17 protein-coding genes are annotated in these 20,720 nt (G+C 53.0%); 7 read left to right on the forward strand and 10 right to left on the reverse strand.

Annotated elements, in window-relative coordinates:
* Window positions 1-37: 37 nt before the first annotated feature.
* Window positions 38-457 (reverse strand): lipocalin family protein, encoded by a 420-nt coding sequence (locus tag HHO50_RS09045; protein WP_181305694.1) that lies wholly within the window; start codon window positions 455-457, stop codon window positions 38-40.
* Window positions 458-649: 192 nt separating this feature from the next.
* On the opposite strand from HHO50_RS09045, the gene HHO50_RS09050 reads away from it, so the two are divergent.
* Entirely contained in the window at window positions 650-946 is a 297-nt protein-coding gene (locus tag HHO50_RS09050) for a LysM peptidoglycan-binding domain-containing protein (RefSeq protein ID WP_181305695.1), read from the forward strand.
* Between the two features lie 689 nt (window positions 947-1,635).
* On the opposite strand, the gene HHO50_RS09055 is transcribed toward HHO50_RS09050, so the two are convergent.
* From HHO50_RS09055 to HHO50_RS09070, 5 genes are all read right to left on the reverse strand, one after another.
* Window positions 1,636-1,899, reverse strand: coding sequence for a GNAT family N-acetyltransferase (locus HHO50_RS09055; RefSeq protein WP_181305696.1), 264 nt, complete (start codon window positions 1,897-1,899; stop codon window positions 1,636-1,638).
* 118 nt (window positions 1,900-2,017) lie between these two features.
* Window positions 2,018-3,916, reverse strand: coding sequence for an acetate--CoA ligase (gene acs / locus HHO50_RS09060; RefSeq protein ID WP_181305697.1), 1,899 nt, complete (start codon window positions 3,914-3,916; stop codon window positions 2,018-2,020).
* Window positions 3,917-4,048: 132 nt separating this feature from the next.
* The gene (locus tag HHO50_RS21035) at window positions 4,049-4,198 is read right to left on the reverse strand and encodes a hypothetical protein (protein WP_219921499.1); all 150 of its coding nucleotides are present in this window, start codon (window positions 4,196-4,198) and stop codon (window positions 4,049-4,051) included.
* Window positions 4,199-4,594: 396 nt separating this feature from the next.
* Complete coding sequence (locus HHO50_RS09065; RefSeq protein ID WP_181305698.1) at window positions 4,595-6,169, reverse strand: sodium/solute symporter; 1,575 nt, start codon at window positions 6,167-6,169, stop codon at window positions 4,595-4,597.
* A gap of 37 nt (window positions 6,170-6,206) precedes the next feature.
* Window positions 6,207-6,524 (reverse strand): DUF485 domain-containing protein, encoded by a 318-nt coding sequence (locus tag HHO50_RS09070; RefSeq protein ID WP_181305699.1) that lies wholly within the window; start codon window positions 6,522-6,524, stop codon window positions 6,207-6,209.
* Between the two features lie 698 nt (window positions 6,525-7,222).
* On the opposite strand from HHO50_RS09070, the gene HHO50_RS09075 reads away from it, so the two are divergent.
* The gene (locus HHO50_RS09075; RefSeq protein WP_181305700.1) at window positions 7,223-8,179 is read left to right on the forward strand and encodes a DUF3667 domain-containing protein; all 957 of its coding nucleotides are present in this window, start codon (window positions 7,223-7,225) and stop codon (window positions 8,177-8,179) included.
* 119 nt (window positions 8,180-8,298) lie between these two features.
* On the forward strand, window positions 8,299-8,910 hold the full coding sequence (locus HHO50_RS09080; RefSeq protein WP_181305701.1) for a ribonuclease HII: 612 nt from the start codon (window positions 8,299-8,301) through the stop codon (window positions 8,908-8,910).
* Between the two features lie 745 nt (window positions 8,911-9,655).
* Here HHO50_RS09080 and HHO50_RS09085 read toward each other — a convergent pair.
* Window positions 9,656-10,096 carry a response regulator gene (locus HHO50_RS09085; RefSeq protein ID WP_181305702.1) on the reverse strand — a complete coding sequence of 147 codons (441 nt, stop codon included), beginning with the start codon at window positions 10,094-10,096 and terminating at the stop codon, window positions 9,656-9,658.
* A gap of 42 nt (window positions 10,097-10,138) precedes the next feature.
* A complete protein-coding gene (locus HHO50_RS09090; RefSeq protein ID WP_181305703.1) occupies window positions 10,139-11,632 on the reverse strand; it encodes a CHASE3 domain-containing protein in 1,494 nt (497 codons plus the stop codon).
* Window positions 11,633-12,175: 543 nt separating this feature from the next.
* Here HHO50_RS09090 and gcvT point away from each other — a divergent pair.
* Complete coding sequence (gcvT, locus tag HHO50_RS09095) at window positions 12,176-13,270, forward strand: glycine cleavage system aminomethyltransferase GcvT (RefSeq protein ID WP_181305704.1); 1,095 nt, start codon at window positions 12,176-12,178, stop codon at window positions 13,268-13,270.
* Window positions 13,271-13,478: 208 nt separating this feature from the next.
* Complete coding sequence (locus tag HHO50_RS09100) at window positions 13,479-14,186, forward strand: 2-phosphosulfolactate phosphatase (protein WP_181305705.1); 708 nt, start codon at window positions 13,479-13,481, stop codon at window positions 14,184-14,186.
* A gap of 911 nt (window positions 14,187-15,097) precedes the next feature.
* On the opposite strand, the gene HHO50_RS09105 is transcribed toward HHO50_RS09100, so the two are convergent.
* Together HHO50_RS09105 and dtd are read right to left on the reverse strand one after the other, a co-directional pair.
* Complete coding sequence (locus HHO50_RS09105) at window positions 15,098-15,424, reverse strand: nucleotide pyrophosphohydrolase (protein ID WP_062542532.1); 327 nt, start codon at window positions 15,422-15,424, stop codon at window positions 15,098-15,100.
* Window positions 15,425-15,519: 95 nt separating this feature from the next.
* Entirely contained in the window at window positions 15,520-15,972 is a 453-nt protein-coding gene (gene dtd, locus HHO50_RS09110) for a D-aminoacyl-tRNA deacylase (protein ID WP_181305706.1), read from the reverse strand.
* A 229-nt stretch (window positions 15,973-16,201) separates the two neighbouring features.
* On the opposite strand from dtd, the gene HHO50_RS09115 reads away from it, so the two are divergent.
* Both HHO50_RS09115 and HHO50_RS09120 read left to right on the forward strand, forming a co-directional pair.
* Window positions 16,202-18,904 carry a hypothetical protein gene (locus HHO50_RS09115; protein WP_181305707.1) on the forward strand — a complete coding sequence of 901 codons (2,703 nt, stop codon included), beginning with the start codon at window positions 16,202-16,204 and terminating at the stop codon, window positions 18,902-18,904.
* Window positions 18,905-19,367: 463 nt separating this feature from the next.
* A complete protein-coding gene (locus tag HHO50_RS09120; RefSeq protein WP_181305708.1) occupies window positions 19,368-19,961 on the forward strand; it encodes a YceI family protein in 594 nt (197 codons plus the stop codon).
* Window positions 19,962-20,720 lie beyond the last annotated feature (759 nt).

Consider the following 20,720-nt stretch of genomic DNA (forward strand, 5'->3'; position numbering starts at 1 on the left):
TGAGTTTGAGTGGGCTTTCTTCTAAGGCCAGGCGGGTTTACTCAGCTTTCAAGGTAAGGGTAGAACCGTCTGGGGCCTGTAGTTTCAGGTCGTCGTCGTCCAGTTCCGTCACGGTGAAGTTCTCGCTCACGTTGTTGTTGGCGTACGTCAGGCTCAGGGTCTTGTTGGGCGCACTGTACACCCAGGTGCCGTTCGCCGAAGCCGTTTCAGAGGTCTGGGTGAAGTTGCCGTTGGCGAAGAACTGGATCTGCTCCTGTTTCTCTTCTGAGGTGAGTTTGTCTTTGTCGCCGGAGGCGGTGGTTTCTTTGCTGGCTTTCCAGATTTTGCTGGTAGTGCCGGAAATCATCTGGGAGTTGCCGCCGTCCTCTGCCTTGTTGCCACAGCTGAAGGAGAAGGCACTTAGCCAAACCAGGCAAACAAGCGTGAACAACCGAGTGGCCGGTAATGCAATTTTCATTTTCATAGTTTTAAGATTGGTTCAGGGTTCTACGTATTCGCCGCAGGCAAACACGGTTTTTCATACGTGGGTTTTTACGCACAGTTCTATTAAAATAAACAAACTTATCTAAGAAGGGCGCGTAGAAATTAGCCTGTATGCCAGTTGCATACTTTTATTGAAAGAAGACAGCTTAACCAAAAAAATATAACTATGGGATTATTTGATTTTCTGAAAAAAGGGGAGGAGAAGCCGGTACAGAAGCCCGTGGCCCAACCCGTAGCAAAGCCCGCGGCTCCTGCGCAACCGGTTGCCGCCCCACCAGCCGCCGCTCCCCAACCGGCTTTTGACACGTACACCGTGAAAGGCGGAGATTCCCTCTCCAAAATCGCCAAGAACTTCTACGGCGATGCCCAGCAGTGGCATAAGATACACCAGGCCAATCTGGACAAAATCAAGAACCCCGATCTCATTGAAGTGGGGTGGCAACTCAAAATCCCGAAGGCCTAAAAGCCGCTCGGGAGAGCTTCTTTAAACAGGAAAGAGAGTTTGCCATGGTGGCGGGCTCTCTTTCCTGTTTAAAGGCATGTTTACATGTTGCCTTTGCCGTACATAGAGAAGAATTCAAACATGCTTTAGCTTATTAACTGGCGTTTAGGGGCTGTTTTAGGGAAAACGGGCCCTAAACGCCTAAACCTGTAAGGTCTCCAAGACCTCACAGGTTTAGAGTGAACTGGCGCGAGACTTTAGTCTCGTGACTTAGGATGAAGCGAGTCTCCAGACTCGCCGGGAACCACCGGCAGGATTGGGTAAGGCCATTTAAGTCCTGAAGGCACCGCTCTTACGGAGTTCCACTCAGGAAGCAACCGGGTGGGGAGTTCTATTCCCCTTCTTTGCCCGTGGTTCCCGGCGGAGTGGAACTCCGCAGCAGGCAGGTTCGGGAGTAGAACTCCCGAACAGTAAGAGTGCAGGATTGGGTAAGGCCATTTAAATCCTGAAGGCTCTTTTTCTGTTTTCTAAAAATACTAAAGTCAAGTTAAGGGCTATTTTCGCCAAAACAGCCCCTAAACAGGAACGGCGGGTAAAGTACCTGCCGTTCCTGTTTAAGTTTAAAGCTGTAGGGGATTTTGAGGGGCCGCACGCAAGCCTTGGCCGCGCCGCTGTTAGGGCTACTTTCCAGAAAACAGGCCCAAAAAGGCTTACTGCGGGTGCCGTTCCAGGTAACTTGCCACGGCCTGGCAGGTGGCGCGCACTTCCAATCCCTTTGAGGATGCATAGTCTAAGCCGTGTTTGATGAGTTGGTCGGCGTAGCCTTTGCCGCGGTGTTCTGCTTCAATGAAGGTATGCTGGAAATCTATGGTGCCTTCGTCTGGAAGGGCATAGGCCAGTTCTCCAATATCTTCGTTGTCCAGCAGGGCGGTAAACTGCTGGGCCTCTTGGTCGTGTTCAAAGTTTAGGTTCATGGGATAAGGAATTTAGAGTCAGATCCATGGTTTCTGAAAGTGAAACCAGTTCTATTCTTTACTTATCCCTAGCTTAAAAGGTTGATTTTACTTTTGCATGGGAAAAGAAAAAAGGGGCCTATAAGGCCCCTTGGGTAATCTCCTCCACCACATCTGGGTCAAGTAACGTACTGGTATCGCCCAGGTTGGAGATGTCGCCCTCAGCCACCTTGCGCAGGATGCGGCGCATGATTTTCCCGGAACGGGTTTTGGGTAGGCCACTCACAATCTGGATTTTGTCTGGCTTCGCGATTTTTCCGATCTGGTCAACCACGGTTTCAATGACCTCAGCGCGCAGGTTCTCCGGATTGCCCGGCACCGCGTCGCCGCAGACCACAAACGCGTAGATGCCCTGGCCCTTTACGGGGTGCGGGTACGCCACCACGGCGCTTTCCACAATGTGCTTGTTCTGGTTGATGGCATTCTCAATCTCGGCGGTGCCGAAGCGGTGCCCAGATACGTTGATCACGTCGTCTACCCGGCCAATGATGCGCCACAGACCATCGGCATCGCGTTTGGCGCCGTCGCCGGTGAAATACAGGCCTTTGTAGGCCGTGAAGTAGCTTAGGCGGCAGCGCTCGTGGTCGCCGTAGGTGGTTCTAATGATGCCCGGCCAGGGGAACTTCATGCACAGGTAGCCTTCTTTCTCGTTCTCGGTCATCTCGTCGCCGTTCTGGTCTACCAGCAACGGCTGGATGCCGGGCAGTGCGTAGCCCGCGTGGCTGGGTTTCATGGGCGTGACTCCGGCCAGCGAGGTCAGCATGATGCCGCCCGTCTCGGTCTGCCACCAGGTGTCTACCACCGGGCAGCGCTCTTTGCCCACGTGGATGTGGTACCAGTGCCAGGCCTCCTCATTGATGGGCTCGCCCACCGATCCTAATACCTTGAGCGAGTCCAAGCTGTACGAAAGCACGTGGTCTAAACCGGCCGCCATGAGCGAACGGATGGCCGTGGGCGCGGTATAGAAGATGTTCACGCCAAATTTGTCAATCACTTGCCAGAAGCGGCCCGGATCTGGGAAAGACGGTACGCCCTCGAACATCAGCGACGTAGCCCCTGACAGCAACGGGCCGTACAGCAGGTAGGAGTGGCCGGTAATCCAGCCAATGTCGGCGGTGCACCAGTAAATGTCGCTCTCATCGTACTGGAACACGTTCCGGAAGGTATAGTCGGTGTAGACCATGTAGCCGCCGCAGGTGTGCACCACGCCTTTGGGTTTGCCGGTAGAGCCGGAGGTGTACAGGATGAAGAGCATGTCCTCAGAATCCATTTCCTCGGCGGGGCAGTTTTTGTCTACGTGCTGGAGTTCCTCATGGTACCAGACATCGCGGCCTTCCACCATGTTCACGGCCCAACCCACGCGGTCTACCACAATCACTTTCTGTACGCTGGTGCAGTCTTCCAGGGCCTCGTCTACCACCCGCTTCACAGGGATCTGCTTGGGGCCACGGTTCAGTCCGTCTGAGGTCAGGACTACTTTGGCCTGGGCGTCGTTGATTCTATCGGCCATGGCCGTGTGCGAGAAACCCGCGAAGATCACTGAGTGCACGGCCCCAATGCGGGCGCAGGCCAGCACGCTGAACGCCAGTTCGGGGATCATGGGCATGTAGATGCACACACGGTCGCCTTTCTGCACGCCGTTGCGCTTGAGGATGTTGGCCATCAGGCAGACTTTCTCGTGCAACTCGCGGTACGTGAACCGGATGAAGCGTTCCTTGGGGTCATTGGGTTCCCAGATGAGGGCCAGTTTGTTTCCGCGTTTCTCCAGGTGGCGATCCAGGCAGTTCTCGGTGATGTTGAGTTTGCCGTTCACGAACCATTTCACGTTGGGCTCCTCAAAATTCCAGTCCAGTACTTTGTCCCACTTTTTTCGCCAGGTGAAGTTCTCGGCTATGCCGGCCCAAAACTCCTCGGGCTGCTCTACGCTTTTCTTATAGGTGTCCTGGTACTCTTCAAATGATTTTATGCGGTAATCCATTTTGTCTGTTGGTTCGGTTTGCGGCCTTAAATATAGAAATTCTGGGGAAGGAGCCAAGAAATGAGGGGAGGTATTCCGTTTTTAGTGGGTTTTTTGGAAAGTAGGCGGTAAATGGTGGGGTGCTGCAGTTTGCTATTCTCTGCTGCCGGGCGGTGGCTTTTGTGCACGCTGGTTGTTTTTGCTGGCGTAGTGGCTTTGTGCATGCTGTTTGTTTTTGCACGCCTTTTGCTGTTCCCTGGGCTTGGCTGTTTTTGCGTGGGTGCAGGTGCTGCGTTGTTTCATCTTAGACGGTAAGCGCTCACGGCCGCGGGGCCCCGTCTTCCCCTCTCGCACTGCCTTTTCGGCCTAAGAAGTCTTTCTCTCTTAGCTGATGTCTATTCAGGGCCAAAAGCGAGGCGCGCTCGGGAAAGACTGGAACTGGGGAAAGGAGCAGAGAGTATTGGCTGAACTCTACCTCTAGTATTGACCCTTCTAAAGCAGATACTTCCCCTTTGAAGGGGGATGTTTACACCTGCTGATCCACGTATTGCTGGTACTAACGCAATGCCGCCCCCTCCAAAGACCTTGTAGCGTCTTCAGAGCTGCGAGCGTCTACGCCAATGCCATTCCCTGTTTCAACATGCGTTTTGAGGCTGTTTTCTTAAAAATAACCTCAAAACGCATGTGAACAGGAGCAGATTACTCCGCGCCTACGCCCAGGTATGTCCTGAGCTTTTCAGACTCAAACTTAGCGGCGGCGGCGGGTTCCGGTTGCAGTAGGGAAACGATGATCCCCACCAGAAACGCCCCGGACATAGACACCAGCGCCGGGTTCTTCAGCGGGAAAATGGCCTCGTCATAGCCCATGATGTCTACCATGATGGTGGGGCTTAGCACAATCAAAACCAGGGAAAGGAAAGCGCCGGTGGCGATGCTCCAGACCGCTCCTTTGGTGGTGAACTTTTTCCAGATGATGGACATGAGCAGGGCCGGGAAGTTGGCGCTGGCGGCAATGGAGAACGCCAGCCCCACCATGAACGCCACGTTTTGGCCTTTGAATACCAGGCCCAGCAGAATAGAGAGAATACCCAGCGCTACGGTGGCCCGCCTGGCTACTTTCATCTCGCCTTTCTCGTCAGAGACTCCGTTTTTGAATACGTGCACGTACAAATCATGCGAAATGCTGGAAGCCCCAGATAGCGTTAACCCGGCCACTACGGCCAGAATGGTCGCGAACGCCACGGCGGCAATGAAGCCCAGAAAGGCCGTGCCGCCGGTTTGTTCGGCCAGGAGCAGGGCCGCCATGTTGCCTCCTTTGTCAATGCCCTCAATAGCCGGCTTGCCCACCAACGCCATGGCCGAGAACCCGATCAGGAACGTGAGCAAGTAAAAATACCCGATGAATCCCGTAGCCACAAACACCGATTTACGGGCGGCCTTGGCATCTGGCACGGTGTAGAAGCGCATGAGAATGTGCGGCAGTCCGGCGGTGCCCAGCATGAGGGCCAGTCCCAGCGAAAGCGCATCAAACGGATTGGTGATGTAACCGCCCGGCGACAGCATCTCTTGCCCGTATTGGGTGCTTACCGCTTCCAGCAGGTTGCCGGGGCTAAAGCCGAACTTGGCCAGCGACAGCAGCACCAACACCGTAGCCCCGCTCAACAGCAGCACCGCTTTGATGATCTGCACCCAGGTGGTGGCAATCATGCCGCCAAACAGTACATACAGGGTCATCACGCAGCCTACCACCACCACGGCAATCTCATAGTCCAGCCCGAAGAGCGTTTTGATCAAGCCCCCGGCACCCACCATTTGGGCAATCAGATAGAAAGCGATGGTCAGCAAAGAGCCCACCGAAGACACGATCCGGATGGGACGCTGCCGCAGCCGGAAGGCCACCACATCGGCGAAGGTGTATTTGCCCAGGTTCCGGAGGGGTTCGGCAATGAGGAACATGATGAGCGGCCAGCCTACCAGAAACCCGATGGAGTAAATAAGACCGTCGTAGCCTTTGGTGGCCACCATGCCCGCAATGCCCAGGAAAGAGGCGGCGCTCATGTAATCACCGGCCAGGGCCAGGCCATTCTGGAAACCCGAGATGCTTCGGCCCGCGGCGTAGAACTCAGAACCGGTTTTGGTTTTCTTGGCCGCCCAATACGTGATGTAGAGCGTAACGGCCACAAACAGAAAGAACATGCCAATGGAGACCGGGTTGGCGGTGCCCAGCGTGGATGTGCTGGGAGTGGCCTGTAACAGAAGGAAAGACAGGAGCATAGTGCTAGTTGATGTCAGTTAGCGAGGAGAAAGGATACTAAGAGATTCTGTTTTTCAGGTTCTGGACTGAAGTGTCATAGTCGCTGTTGGCCCAGAAAACATAGATGCCCGTGAGAACCCAGGCGAACAGGATAATGCCCAGGCCAATGGGAATGGCCAGCGTGGTGTACTCCCCAATTCTGGTAGCCAGCACTTGTTTGTTGAACGCCACCAGCAACAGAAACCCAAAATACACTACCAGCATGGTGAAAGTGAGAATGAGAGAAACCGACCACCGTTTCTTGACCAGTTTCTTGAAATCGGGACTTTCTAAAATCTCATGGGGCTTCTGCGCAGGTTGTTTTCTTTCTTGCATAGGTTTCCAATTTAAGGAATAGGGGCACAGCCGATGGCAGCTATTTGCCAGTATCAAGCTAAACAGCAATATATTCAACTTCTAAATATGCTGTTTTTTTCTTAAAAGGTACTGTCGCCTCTCAAAATAATCTGGCAAGGAAGGTATGTCTTTTGTTTTCTTTTTAAGGAACCCGTCTAAAGTTTGCCATTTTATTAGCGCCGCAAGCGTCTGCCTGGGCCTGTTTGGAAATAGACTTCTAACTGCCCTTGCGCTGGGAGAGAGACGTTTAGCGGCTGTTTTCCCACTTCCCCGGCTGTCTCCCGACAGGACGGCAGAAAAGCGTCTCAGCCTGCCACTCTATATATTGGCTTGAGGGGACAAGCCAAGGAAAGCAGAGAGGCCTTCCAGCCCCGCTGTGCGTTTTGGGGCTATTTTTCGGAAAACGGGCCCAAAACGCGCGAACCTGTGAGGTCTCCAAGACCTCACAGGTTTAGAACCAACTGGCGCGAGACTTCAGTCTCGTGACATGGGGAGTGAAGCGAGTCTCCAGACTCGCCGGGAACCACCAGCAAGATTGCGTAACCGCAGTAAATAACCCTTCATAGGTTCAAGGCATGCGTGGGCACCTGCTAAGAATAAGAGCCTGGGAAACAAGCTCTTATTCTTTTCCTGAAAAAGTTTATCTTGGTGCGTCTTTGAAGTAGATTTATCCTGGTATGTCACATGTTGCCCACAAAAAGTTCTTGGTTTGCCCCAACTGCCACTACTCTTTTAAAGATGCCGATAATTTTTGCCCCAACTGCGGCCAGGAAAACCATGATTTCCGGTTGCCGGCCAAGCATCTGTTTTTAGAACTGCTGGAGAATACGCTGCATTTCGACTCTAAATTCTTCAAGACAATGGGTTTGCTGCTGGCCAAGCCCGGGAGATTGACGGAGGAGTTTGTCCAGAACCGGCGGGTTGCGTATGTGCCACCCTTCAGGCTGTACGTGTTCATCAGTTTCTTCTTTTTTCTGATTGTGTCGTTCTTTACGGGCCATCCGGGAACACCGGAGCAACCGGGCAAACCATTGTCTTCCATACAAGACCTGAAGCCCGGCGAAAAAGGAGCCCGGAGTATATTCTTCGGACTTATCACCTTTGATTTCGAGAGGGATGCAGACCCAGGGGAAAGGGGCAGCCCTGGTACCCCCCAGACCCAAGCCTCACCTGGAGTTCTGGGTGAAACTCACCGCAAATATGATAAGTTCATGGAAAGGCAGGAGGAAGAGTTCCTCACCAAAACCGATGAGGAAATAGACCAGAAGATCTTGAAAACGCTCTCTTTCCTGATGTTTCTGCTAATGCCGTTTTTTGCGCTTATCCTAAAAGGTTTTTACCTAAGGCAGAAGAGGCTTTACGTAGAGCACCTGATTTTCTCCATCCATTTCCATTGTTTTGCTTTCATCATTCTCGCGCTCTCAGCTCTGCTGTCAAACGTCATCTCAGCGTCTTTTCTTAACCTTACCAGTTTCCTTCTAATCCTACTGTATTTGTTTCTGGCGCTGCGCCACTTCTTTAGGCAAGGAGTTTGGAAGAGCCTGGGCAAGGCCGTTTTTGTGCAGGCGATGTACGTAGTGGTATTATTGACTTTCTTGGTTTTTGCCGTATTCATAAACTTCCTTATCGTGTGATTTGGCATTTCTGAAGTTTTGGGAAAACGGCGGGAGAAACTTTGTCAGAAACAGGAAACAGAATTTTTTTGCCTTCTTTGTCTGTTTCATATAGGAAATCAAACAAGCCAAGAGTAAACATGCTCATCGCAAACCATAGCGGAAAACTGCTGGAAGTAGGATTGGACGAAGCCGGGCGCGGGTGCCTGGCCGGGCCCGTAGTGGCGGGTGCCGTGGTGCTGCCCCCAGATTACTTTCACCCCCTGCTCACCGATTCAAAATTGCTGAGCGCCAAACAGCGGGATCAGCTGCGTGAGGAAATCTGCCGCGAGGCGCTGCATTGGGCCGTGGCCGAGGTGAGCCCGCGGGAGATTGACCAGATCAATATCCTGAACGCCTCTTTTCTGGCCATGCACCGCGCCCTAGATCTGCTGCCTATCACGCCAGAATATTTATTGGTAGACGGGAACCGGTTTACGCCCTACAAAGACGTGCCGCACGCCTGCATGGTGAAAGGAGATAGCCGGTTCTTCCATATTGCGGCGGCTTCTGTTCTGGCTAAAACCCACCGCGATGAACGGATGATCAGGTTAGGAGCTGAATTTCCGGAGTACAAATGGGAACAGAACGCCGGGTATCCTACCAAAGTCCACCGAAATGCGATCAGGGAATATGGCGCTTCGCCGCACCATAGAATGACGTTTAGGTTATTGCCGGAAGCAGAGTCTGCGAGAGTAAGGAAGTCCGTTTAAGAGGGTTCGCAGAAAAAGATTATACCCTTATTGGTTTATTTCTGCGCTTTGGCATTTGTCTGGAAGTGGCTTTGGTAGAGTGATTAGTTTGTGCACGTCTTTCGCTGTTTGTTTCCTTGGCTTTTCTGTTTGTTGCGTGGGTACTTAGCAGGTGCACGCCATACGGTGTTCCCTTGGCTTGTCCGTTTGTTCCGTGGGTGCAGGTGCTGTATTGTTTCATTTTATGCGGTATGCGCTCACGGCCGCGAGGCCCCGTCTTCCCCTCTCGCACTGCCCTTTTGGCCTGCACAGTTTATTTCTCTTAGTTGGTGTTGGTCTATGGCCAAAAGCGAGGCGCGCTCGGGAAAGACTGGAAATGGGGAAAGTTGTAGAGCCCATATCCATTAGTTCGATACTTTTGCTTTCTAAAACAGATACTCCCCCTTTGAAGGGGGCGAAGGGGGATGTTTACACCTGCTGATCCACGTATTGCTGGTACTTCCGCAATACCGCCTGCTCCAAAGACCTCGTAGTGTCTTTAGACTTACGAGTGTCTGTGCCGATGCCGTTTAGATCCTATTTTCCGCAAAACAGCTCAAAAACGCACCAGCATGGCTCCGTGGGAGAGGGGGGTGAGAGGCTATCTCCCGCGGAAGGTAAGATTGGTTTACACGAGTCCAGAAAAGCCGTGGGGCGTTTAGGGGCAGTTTTTAGAAAAACAAACCCTAAACGCCCCACGGCTTTTTACTGGCTTTTGGAAGGATTCTTATGGTTTCAGTTTCAGCAGATCCAGGAAAAGGCTGAAGCTGTCCAGGCTGGAGGCGCCGTCGTTGAAAGTGTCAAAGGTGAGGGGTTTCACAATGTAGCCGCTCACCTGCAGGTTTTTGGCTGCGTGGCGGTCTGAGTCTTCGTTGGAGGTAGTCATGATGAACACGCTCAGGTGCGAAAGGTAAGGGTCGCGGCGTAGCTCTTCCAGAAACTCTATTCCGTTCATCTTAGGCATGTTAATGTCTAAGAGGATGAGATTGGGCAGTGGGTCTAACTTGGGGGTACCAGGTTCGCCCCGCAGCATGGCCAGGGCCTCGCGTCCGTTCTTGGCTTTGTGTAGCGGCACCATTACCTTGATTTTTCGTAGCTCACGTTCCACGCTCATGGCATCAAGATAATCGTCTTCCACTAACAAAATACTCGTCTGCGAATCACTCATGGTTCTTTTGAAATATTGGTAAACGTCAAAGATAGTAGGTAATCAGGCTTCAACCAAAGTGAGAATGGGCCAGGTAAAGGTGAAAACAGATCCTTTGCCCAGGGTAGAGGTAACCCAAATGGAGCCTCCGCGGCGTTCAATGATCTTTTTCACAATGGCCAGACCAACCCCCGTACTCTCTACGGCATCCCGTTCCTGCAGGGTTTGGAAAAGTAGGAAAATACGGTCGTGGTACTCTTTTTCAATGCCCGGGCCGTCATCTATCACTGAGAACTCATGCTGGTCTTCTATCTGCTGGTAGGCAATGGTCACGTTGCCGGCGGCGGCGTGGTGGTACTTGAGGGCGTTGCTGATGAGGTTGGAGAAAACCTGCTGCAACTCTACTTTGGCGGCCTGTACGGTGGGCAACTGCTCTGGAATATGGATCTTGAAACCCACCGGCGGATTAAGCATGTCTACAATCTCATAGAGCAGGGCCTGCACGTCTACTTGTTCCTCCTCCAGGTTAGAGCGGCCAATGCGGGCCAGCGCCAGAATACCGTTAATGAGGTTTTCCATGCGGTGCACCCGTATGCGCATCATCATGAGGTATTCCTGAATGTGGCCCGGAAGCTCTTTGCCCATGTCTTCCTCTACCCAGCGTGAGGCGTTCTCAATTCCGCGCAGCGGGGCTTTCAGGTCATGGGACACCACGTAGGCAAACTGGTCTAGTTCCTTGTTTTTGCTGTCCAGTTCGGTAAACGTCTTGTCAATGGTGGCGGCCATGCGGTTCAGCGAGTCGGTGAGGCGGGTGAGCTCGTCGTGGGCATCGTCCTCAATCTGGGTTTTGTATTCGCCGTGCGATATTTTGTCGGCCAGGTGAACCATTTTCATGATGCGGCGCGAGATGAGGCGCGTAATGTAGTAGGCCCAGCCCAGCCCCAGCAGTACCGAGATGACCGTGAGCGTGGTGGAGATACGGCGGGTGTTGGCAATACTTTCCTCTAACCGCTTTCTGCGTACATCCCGCACCTTGTACTCAATGGCGTTAAAGTCTTTGAAGTACACCCGCATCTGGTCGGTGAGGCGTTTCCCTTCCTCGTTCAAGACCAGAAAGCCGTGATCCAGGGCATGGATGCCGCGCGTGGGGTTTCCTTTGGTGTTTTCCTTTTTCTTCTCTGCAATGAGCAGCTCGGCAAACTCGTTGCGCCACTTAGAATGCAGGTCTTCAATCTCCCGTATGCGTTTGATCTGCTCGGGCTTCTCCTTCATGTATTCCCTGAGCAGGTTGAACTGGCTGGGTAGCAGGGGTTCGGCAGAATAGTAAGGCGCCAGAAAGGTTTCGTTCCCGGTCAGAAGAAAGCCCCGCATCCCGGTTTCCATGTCTATCAGGTTCCTTTGCAGCGAGGCCGAAGTACGGGTAATGTTCTGGGAGTCGGTCACAAAGTTGGAGTTGGAGATCACATCCTCAGACAACCGGTAATTGACAATGGCCACCGAGGTGAACAGAAACGAAATAAGAACGAAGCCGGCGAAGAGCTTGGTTGAAAGATTCATATCGCGTGCGCTAGGAGAAGCGGAACCCACTTCCCGAATGAAAGACAGAAACAGCCGCCCGTTCTCTTTTCAGAAACCCGGGGCTACAAAAGTAGAATTTTTGCTCTACTTATAGCACCCTTGATTTGGAGCGGTGCGCTTTCAGCTAGTCACGTTTTGGCAGACTTTTAAGCAAAACAGGCCAAAAACGGCCTGGGGGCTTCCTCATTGGGGGCCTGACTTCCACAAGAGTGTTTTTACCCTCTTTTCTTTAAAACAGCCTTAAAGCATGTTTAGATTTGAGGTTTGCAGGCTCAACTACCCAGAGAAAGGTTCTGCGGAAGCGTTTTTTGAGGGGCTAAGCAGCGCTACGGGGCGACGCAACCGCGACCGCAGGTACTTTTTCTGGTTGTTTGCAGCGCAAAGATGAAATGTAAACAAGCTCTTAAAACCGCTTTTGGCGTAAGGTATTTGGCAAGGCAAAGAGCAGGGCAGAAGGTTTAGAAACCCGCCTGAATTTTGTATTTTTGCCTTTCTTAACCCAGCTTCTTAAATCACAGCTATATGGAATTGAAGAAAATTGCCCTCAATGATGTGCACGAAGCACTGGGCGCGAAGATGGTGCCTTTTGCCGGCTACAACATGCCCGTACGCTACAGTTCAGACCTGGATGAGCACCACACCGTGCGCAAAGCCGTAGGTATTTTTGACGTGTCGCACATGGGCGAGTTTCTGGTTTCGGGCCCCCAGGCCCTGGACTTGCTCCAGCGCGTGACCACCAATGATGCCTCTAAACTAACCCCCGGCAAAATCCAGTACTCTTGCCTGCCCAACACCCAAGGCGGCATTGTGGATGACCTGCTGGTGTATTGCCTGGCTCCCCAGGAATACATGCTGGTGGTCAACGCCTCCAACATTGAAAAAGACTGGAACTGGATCAGCCAGTTCAATACCCACGGGGCCGAGCTGAAGAACGTCTCAGACGAGATGTCTCTGTTTGCCGTGCAAGGCCCCAAAGCCATTGAAGCCCTGCAACCGCTCACCTCCGTTGACCTGGCCTCTATGGTGTACTACACCTTTGACAAAGGCCAGTTCGCCGGTCAGCCCGACGTGATCATCTCGGCCACCGGTTACACCGGCGCGGGCGGCTTTGAAATCTACGTGCCCAACCAGAGCGCCAAAGAAGTTTTCCAGAAGATCATGGAAGCCGGTGCCCCCGTGGGCATCAAACCCATTGGCCTGGGTGCCCGCGACACCCTGCGCCTGGAAATGGGCTTCTGCCTCTACGGCAACGACATCAGCGATACTACCTCGCCGCTGGAGGCCGGGCTGGGCTGGATCACCAAATTCAACAAAGACTTCACCAACGCCCCCGCGCTCAAAGCCCAGAAAGAGCAAGGCGTGCGCCGCAAACTCATCGGCTTTGAGATGATGGAGCAGGGTATTCCGCGCAGCCACTACGAGATCGTGAACGCCGAGGGTGCCCCCATTGGCGAAGTAACCTCCGGTACCATGTCGCCCTCTTTGGGCAAAGGCATTGGCCTGGGCTATCTGCAAAATGAATACACCGCCCCCGGCACCGAGATTCTCATCAAAGTACGGAACAAGCAACTCAAAGCCCAGGTAGTGAAACTGCCGTTTTATAAACCTACGGTTTAGAGTTCTGAGTCAATGTAACGGAGTTCTGAGTCTTGAGTCCAGAGTCCTGAGTTGGAAACGTGAATTTTTCGGCTCAAGACGCAGAACCTTTGTTGGCGTTTAGGGGCTGTTTTTGAGAAAATAGCCCCTAAACGCCAAATTTTTTCATCTAAATCAGCACTCTTTCCATTCACTCAAGACTCAGCACTCAAGACTCAGAACTCTTTTTATGCCTTCCCTAGACGTTTGCTTCAGCCCAGAGCTGTTGCCCTTGTATAATTTAACCGGAAAGATTGCCGTAGCCGTAGATGTGTTGCGCGCCACCTCCAGCATGGTGACCGCCCTGGCCAACGGCATCACCCACATTGCGCCCGTGAGTGAACTGGAAGCCTGCCTCGCCTACCGCGACCTGGGCTATCTGGTGGCCGCCGAGCGGGACGGCGTCAAAGCCGAAGGGTTTGATTTGGGCAACTCGCCCTTACACTATTTAGAGGAAGACCGCACCGGCCGTCTGCTCGCTATTACCACCACCAACGGCACCCAGGCCATCCGGCTTTCCCGCGCTGCGGATGAAGTACTGGTGGGCGCTTTCCTCAACGTGGGAGCCGTCGCCGACTATCTGCGCAAAGCCAATAAAGACGTAGTCGTGGTCTGTGCGGGCTGGAAAGGCCTGTTCAACCTGGAAGACACCCTTTTTGCCGGTGCCCTGGCTGAACGCCTGGAGGGCGATTTCGAGTTAAACCATGACGCCACGCTGGCCGCCTACCACCTTTACCGAACCGCCAAACCAGACCTGCTGGGTTTCCTCTCCAAATCATCGCACGTGCAGCGGTTGGAACGCCTCCACATCTTAAAAGACATTGAATTCTGCCTGCAGGAAGATACCTACACCGTAGTGCCGGTCTTGAAAGAAGATTTTTTGGTGCCGGCGGAGTAAGGTTCGGCTAAGCGCATGTTTACATTTGAGGTTTGCCGGCTCAACTAACCAGAGAAAGGTTCTGCGGAAGCGTTTTTTGAGCCGCGTAGCAGTGTTACGGGGCGACTTAACCGCGAACGCAGGTTCTTTTTATGGCCGTTTGCAGCGCAAACCTGAAATGTAAACAAGCTCTAAAAGCGAAAGCCTGTTTTGCGGCCTTTTTGGGTGAATTACCTGTAAAACGGGTGCATCCCGGGAGAGTGGGGTACGTGCGTCTTCCCGTCGCTAGAAGGATGAAGCGTAAGTGAGTAATACCACTATTGGTTCCTTTCTGCGCTTTGATTTGGCTTCTTTGGAGAGATGAGGGGGGCATGGAATATGCTGTTCCCTTGGCTTGTCCGCTTTTTACGTGGGTGCAGGTGCGGCTCTTTGCATAGCTTCCGCTAAGCGCTCACGGCCGCGGGGCCCCGCCTTCCCCTCTCGCACTGCCCTTTCGGCCTGAGAAGTTCTCTTCTCTTAGCTGATGTTTTTTCAGGGCCAAAAGCGAGGCGCGCTCGGGGAAGACTGGAACTGGGGAAAGGAACAGAGGTTTGCAGGTGAGCTCTTTTTATTTTAATTGGACTTACCATGGCGCGGATTTACTTGCGTGACTCTTGGTGTGACTGCAATAAGCCACGGAAGTAAATACGCGCCATGGTAGCGGTTATTGGTTGTATTGCCTCCTATCCCCAACAAAGGCGTATTCCCCCCGCGGAGGGGTAGGTTTCGGCGCATCAATCATTCAATAGGGGTATAAGCAAGTTTCCCTAACTCGGCCAGAGGCCGATGGTAACCCACACACGCGGGACGCGAGCGAGAGAAATCAAAGGCTTCCGTTTAGCGGCCGTTTCTTAAAAACAGCCGCTAAACGGAAGCCTTTTGTTTTAGAAGAGCTACCGCAGCTTGGGGTTGTTCTGGTGGCGGTCTTTGTCGCGGGAAGTGCGTTTCTCCATGCCTTTGGCGAAGGCTTCCGTTAGGTTCACGCCCGTCTGGTTCGCCAGCGCGATGAGCACAAACAGCACATCGGCCATTTCTGCCCCCAGGTCTACCTCTTCATCACTTTTCTTGAACGACTGGTCGCCGTAGCGCCGGGCGATGATGCGGGCCACTTCGCCTACTTCCTCGGTGAGGATGGCCAGGTTGGTCAGTTCAGAGAAATACCGGACGCCTACGTCTTTGATCCAGGTATCTACGGCTTGTTGGGCTTCTTCTAGGGTCATCTTTTTTAGTTCTGAGTTCTGAGTCAGGAGTTCTGAGTCCAATTTTTACTCTACAATTCTAATCACTAACAACCAATCACTGTCAACTGACCCGCTTACTCCCGGTTCTGCGAGTCAATGGTGATGGTGATGGGGCCGTCGTTGACGAGGGCCACTTTCATATCGGCGCCGAAGATGCCGGTGGGCACGGGTTTGCCTAGTTCCTGCGCCAGTAGTTGGTGAAACTGTTCGTAGAGCGGGATGGCCACGGCGGGCGGGGCGGCGTTGAGGTAGGAGGGGCGGTTGCCTTTCTTGGTGAGCGCATACAGCGTGAACTGGCTAATGAGCAGGATGCCGCCGTTCACGTCTTGCACGCTCAGGTTCATCTTGTCCTCGGCGTCAGAGAAAATCCGGAGCTGGGCAACCTTTTTGGCCATCCAGGAAAGGTCTTCCGGGGTATCTGTTGAGGTGAAGCCCGCCAGTACCAAGAGGCCTTGCTCAATTTGTCCGGTAACGGTTCCTTCAATGGTGACAGATGCCTGGGACACCCGCTGTAGCACGACGCGCATATTCTCTGAATTGGTTTAATTGGTTTGCCGTTGGTTTAAGCGAATTTTCAGGAAAAGAAGCAAAAAACCATTCACTCCTTCTCTCATTCCCTCAAGCACTCAATCCCGAAGCGGCAAGTTAAAAAGAAAACCCGCAGCCAAGGCCGTGTACCGCACATTCTTCAAATTCTACAGAGCGAACGCTGAAACGGTGGTTTTTCCGTTATTTTTGTATTCCTAACTTTCATGGATGTCGAAAAAGACGATTTATTGGCTGTGCGGTGTGGTGCTTCTGCTGGCACTGGGCTACTATGGGTATTCTAAATGGACGGCCGCCCGGGAAAAGGTGAGCCTCTGGACGCTGGTGCCCGACGATGCCGTCTTTGTGGTGGAAACCAACAACGCGCCGCGCCTCCTGGATCATTTGCAGCAGACCGATATGTGGGCCACCGTGTCCAGAATGCCGTTTGTGCTGCGCATGGAAGACCCCCTGGCCTTGCTGGACAGCCTTTCTGGGGGGCAGAAGCAACTCCGTAATTTCCTCACCAAAAAGAACGTGCTGGTTTCCATGCACGTGCTGGGCCGCACAGAGAATGAGTTGATTTATTACGTGCCCGTCAACACTGTAGCGCAGCACCGCTACATCCGCACGTTGGTAGAGAACCTGGGCAAATCTGGGGTGTACCGCCAAGAGGTGCGCGATTACCAGGGCTTCCAGATCACCGACATCATCCACCGCGACAACGGCAACAATCTTTCGTATTTCAGTTATCATAACAACCTGGTCATCAGCCCTAACTCTGTGCTGGTGGAAGAGGTGATTAGAAAAATAAACCGCGGGCAGCTGGAGTCACCGGCCAAAGACTACGAGAACACCAATTACCTGAGTCAGAATGATGTGTACGCCAACGTTTTCATCAACTACCGGCACGTGCCCGATTTGTTGGGTGTTTTCCTGAAGAAAGACCTGCTGGAAGACGTGAATCTGCTCAGCAGCCTTTGCCGCAACAGCATGCTGCAACTCAAGCTGGAAAACAACCGGCTGTTCATGAACGGTTTCTCCAATCCAGAGACGGTAGAAGGTTCTTTGTACAACAGAATTCAAGGGCACGAGGCCAAAACGTTCAACCTGCGCGAGGTACTGCCGGTGCGGGCGGCCATTGTGCTGCACATGGGCCTGAACAAAATGAATTCCCTCCGGAAAAATCCCGGCCCGCCAGAAGGTTCTTTTCTGGATTCTTTGTCCGGTTCTTTTGTGGGCGAGTTGGGCCTTTGTTACCTGGAAGCCTATGACACCAAGTCCAGCCCCGAGAAGGTTCTGTTTGCGCAGTCCGCTAACCCGCGTTTCACGCAGGAAATGCTGAACCGCCTGCAACCTGGCCAAACCATGGGCACCGTTGAAAAGCACGGTACGCACACCATCCGGTTGCTCACCGCCCGCGAACTGCCCCAGCAACTGTTCGGCGACGTGTTCAAAGGCTTTGAGCAGACGTATTACACCACCCTGCAGAACTACATCCTGTTCACCGATGACGTAGCCACCATGCGGTCTCTGCTCACCGAGGTGGAGGAAGGCAAAGTCTGGAGTAAGTCTGAGGCCCTGGAGCCGTTTCTGAATGAATCGCAGCAGAAAGACAACCTGGGCCTGTTCGTGAATACCAGCCATGCCTGGAACCTGCTGTTGCGTTCCATGAGCCCGCAGAAACAGGGAAGCCTGCTCAGTAACAGCACCATTGTCAAGAAATTCAACTATCTCAGTGTCCAGTTCAGTGCCCAGGGAAAACAGTATTACACTAGTTTCCTGCTGCGGCACCAGGAAGAATCAAGGGTGAAAGCGGTGTTGGCGAGCCAGGGCATCAGGCAGGAAGAAACCTTTGATTTCAAGAGCCGCCTCATCTCCCCGCCGTTCCTGACGCAGTTTGCGGTAGACAACAGTAATGAAGTAGTGGTGCAGGACTCAGCGTTGGTGCTGTACGGCATAGGCACAGACAAAGGCCGCCACAACTGGAGCGATACGCTTTCTTCACGGGTAATGGGGCCGGTGCTGCAATATCCGTACGGCGCAGACAAACGCCCCAAATACTTCTTCGCCACCACCAACAGCCTGCATTGCATGGACAAGAACGGGGCAGAGGAAGAGAACTTTCCGTTCACGCTCGGCGATTCCATCAGGCTGCAGCGCCTCACCGTCTTTGACTACGACAAAACCGGCGATTACCGGCTGGCCGCCGATGATAACCTGGGCAATCTTTTCATTCTGGACATGCAGGGGAACCTACAGCCGGGCTTTAACCCCATGCGCCTGGACAGCCGTCTGGCCGCCCCGCCCCAGCACGTAAAAGTGAACGGCCGCAATGTGGTACTGGCGGTGCTGGAGAATGGGTACATCCACGCCTTCGGGACGCAGGGCGAGCCGTACCCGGGCTTCCCCATCAACCTGAACGCCAACCTCCGCTCGGGGCTTTTCCCTAAAGTGGGCATTTCGTTCCGGCGCTCGCTGTTCACCACCGTAACCCAAGATGGCCAGGTGATCACGTTTGACTTAACCGGTGAGGTCACCAAGCGCGAGCAGCTTTTACGCCCAGACCGCCGCAGCACGTTCCAACTGGTGCCCGAGGCAGGAGGGAAGTCCTTTATCATCGCCCGCTCAGACCCCGGCCGGGTGGCTTTGTTCGGGCAGGACGGGAAACTCCTGCTAGACCGCCGCTTTGTGACGGCATCGGCCAAAGAAGTGCAGTATTACCATTTCGGCGGAGACCGCAAGCTGTACGTGATTTGGGAAACCGGCCCGCGCAAAGCGTATCTGTTTGATGTGCAGGCCCAACCTTTAGGGAAAGAGCCCCTTACTACCAGCTACCCGGTAACCGTGCGCTACAACGAGGTGCAAAACCAATACACCATTTTCTCTACCCACCACAAGCTTCTGCAGAAAACGGTGGTGCAAGGCCGCTAGTAAGTTTGCCTTATCAGAAATTCCCGGGCTTTGGGGTGACTTCCGTTTTGAGGCTGATTTAGGGAAAACGGGCCGGAAACGCGCAAACCTGTGAGGTCTTGGGGACCTCACAGGTTTCCAAGACCGCTCTTTCGGAGTTCCACTCTCCTTCTTTTGCCCGTGGTTCCCGGCAGAGGGTAACTCGGCAACAGCTTGCTTCCGGAGTGGAACTCCCGAACAGCAAGGGTTTTGCTAAGGTGTTTTTGGGCTGTTTTGCGGAAAACAGGCTCTAAACGCGCAAACCCGCTTCCCTGGCCTGTTCCCGATACAGCGGAAGGAAATTGACTCGTCGGCCATTCCTATCGTTTGGTTTGTTAAGGGACAGAGCCAGCAAAGGAGGCTGGGAAATATTTTTTTAAAAACTATATGTATATACATTAATTGTCTATACATTTGCATCACTTAAACAGTAAGTCAAAAAGAAATGAAACTAAGAAACACTGTATTGGCTGCGCTGGTAGCGTTGGTCACATTCGCCTTCGCCGGTAAAGGCGTGGAGTACAAAGTTGTGAAAAACCAGTCTAAAGTGAGCTGGAAAGGCACCAAGGTGACGGGTGAGCACGCAGGCGCGATCAGCATTGCTAGTGGTCAGCTCAGCAGCGATGGCAAGAACATCTTGGGAGGTTCTTTTGACATTGACATGAACTCCATCACTTGCTCAGACATCACAGACCCTAAGAGCAACCAGGATCTGGTGGGCCACCTGAAGTCAGATGATTTCTTCGGGACGGCTAAGCATCCGAAGGCTACGTTGGTGCTCACGAAAGTTACCCCCACCAAAACCAAGGGCCAGTACCTGGTGAACGGTGATTTGACCATCAAGGGCATCAAGAAACCGGTTCAGTTCCCGGCTACCATCACGCACGCTGGAAACCAGATCAAAGCCAAAGCCAACATCAAAGTGGACAGAACCAAATATGACATCAAGTACGGTTCAGGCTCTTTCTTTGACAACCTGGGCGACAAAGCCATCAGCAACGAGTTTGACTTGAATGTTGATTTAGTGGCTCAGAGGTAAGTTGATTTCAGAAAATACCTTTCAAACAAAAAGGCTATGCTCTACAAGGGTATAGCCTTTTTGTTTGTACAGATCGAATTTTATTCTACAATTGGTTCCTTTCTGCGCTTTGGCCTCTGCCTGGTACTGGCTTCTTTAGAGCGATTGGCAGGTGCATGCAATCTGCTGTTCCCTGGCTTGTCTGCTTGTTGCGTGGGTGCAGGTGCTGTGTTGTTTCATAGTTTCCGCTAAGCGCTCACGGCCGCGGGGCCCCGTCTTCCCCTCTCGCACTGCCCTTTCGGCCTAAGAAGTTCTCTTCTCTTAGCTGAGGTCTGTCTATGGCCAAAAGCGAGGCGCGCTCGGGGAGGACGGGAACTGGGGAAAGTACTTGTAGAGACCAGGCCGTGCCTTCTCTTACACGCATTCCTGTCTCCTGCAAAGGCGTATTCCCCTGCTCAGAACTAATCTTGTAGGGAAAATTTCTTTTCTTGCTGTTCGGGAGTTCTACTCCCAAACCTGCCTGCTGCGGAGTTCCACTCCGCCGGGAGCCACGGGTAAAAGAAGGGGAGTGGAACTCCCCGGCAGCTTGCTTCTGGAGTGGAACTCCAGAAGAGCGGCTTAGTTTTATGGAAGTTTCAGAAACTAAATAGCCGCTCATTTTTCCCTACAAGATTAGGCTCGGAGGGGTAGGGATGGGTTCTGCACGCATTCCCATCTGCTTATCATTTCAATAATGGTATGAACGTGAACCTTCTTTTAAGGCGTTTACAGGCTGATTTC

Source organism: Rufibacter sp. XAAS-G3-1 (genome assembly GCF_013623775.1).
In the GTDB taxonomy this organism is placed as follows: Bacteria; Bacteroidota; Bacteroidia; order Cytophagales; family Hymenobacteraceae; genus Nibribacter.

Bases quoted from the DNA above. Each gene is read 5' to 3' on its own strand.
- HHO50_RS09045 (WP_181305694.1), bottom strand. From the start codon at position 457: ATGAAAATTGCATTACCGGCCACTCGGTTGTTCACGCTTGTTTGCCTG.
- HHO50_RS21035 (WP_219921499.1), bottom strand. From the start codon at position 4,198: ATGAAACAACGCAGCACCTGCACCCACGCAAAAACAGCCAAGCCCAGG.
- HHO50_RS09055 (WP_181305696.1), bottom strand. From the start codon at position 1,899: ATGAACCTAAACTTTGAACACGACCAAGAGGCCCAGCAGTTTACCGCC.
- HHO50_RS09065 (WP_181305698.1), bottom strand. From the start codon at position 6,169: ATGCTCCTGTCTTTCCTTCTGTTACAGGCCACTCCCAGCACATCCACG.
- dtd (WP_181305706.1), bottom strand. From the start codon at position 15,972: ATGCGCGTCGTGCTACAGCGGGTGTCCCAGGCATCTGTCACCATTGAA.
- HHO50_RS09050 (WP_181305695.1), top strand. From the start codon at position 650: ATGGGATTATTTGATTTTCTGAAAAAAGGGGAGGAGAAGCCGGTACAG.
- HHO50_RS09100 (WP_181305705.1), top strand. From the start codon at position 13,479: ATGCCTTCCCTAGACGTTTGCTTCAGCCCAGAGCTGTTGCCCTTGTAT.
- acs (WP_181305697.1), bottom strand. From the start codon at position 3,916: ATGGATTACCGCATAAAATCATTTGAAGAGTACCAGGACACCTATAAG.
- gcvT (WP_181305704.1), top strand. From the start codon at position 12,176: ATGGAATTGAAGAAAATTGCCCTCAATGATGTGCACGAAGCACTGGGC.
- HHO50_RS09080 (WP_181305701.1), top strand. From the start codon at position 8,299: ATGCTCATCGCAAACCATAGCGGAAAACTGCTGGAAGTAGGATTGGAC.
- HHO50_RS09070 (WP_181305699.1), bottom strand. From the start codon at position 6,524: ATGCAAGAAAGAAAACAACCTGCGCAGAAGCCCCATGAGATTTTAGAA.
- HHO50_RS09120 (WP_181305708.1), top strand. From the start codon at position 19,368: ATGAAACTAAGAAACACTGTATTGGCTGCGCTGGTAGCGTTGGTCACA.
- HHO50_RS09115 (WP_181305707.1), top strand. From the start codon at position 16,202: ATGTCGAAAAAGACGATTTATTGGCTGTGCGGTGTGGTGCTTCTGCTG.
- HHO50_RS09105 (WP_062542532.1), bottom strand. From the start codon at position 15,424: ATGACCCTAGAAGAAGCCCAACAAGCCGTAGATACCTGGATCAAAGAC.
- HHO50_RS09085 (WP_181305702.1), bottom strand. From the start codon at position 10,096: ATGAGTGATTCGCAGACGAGTATTTTGTTAGTGGAAGACGATTATCTT.
- HHO50_RS09090 (WP_181305703.1), bottom strand. From the start codon at position 11,632: ATGAATCTTTCAACCAAGCTCTTCGCCGGCTTCGTTCTTATTTCGTTT.
- HHO50_RS09075 (WP_181305700.1), top strand. From the start codon at position 7,223: ATGTCACATGTTGCCCACAAAAAGTTCTTGGTTTGCCCCAACTGCCAC.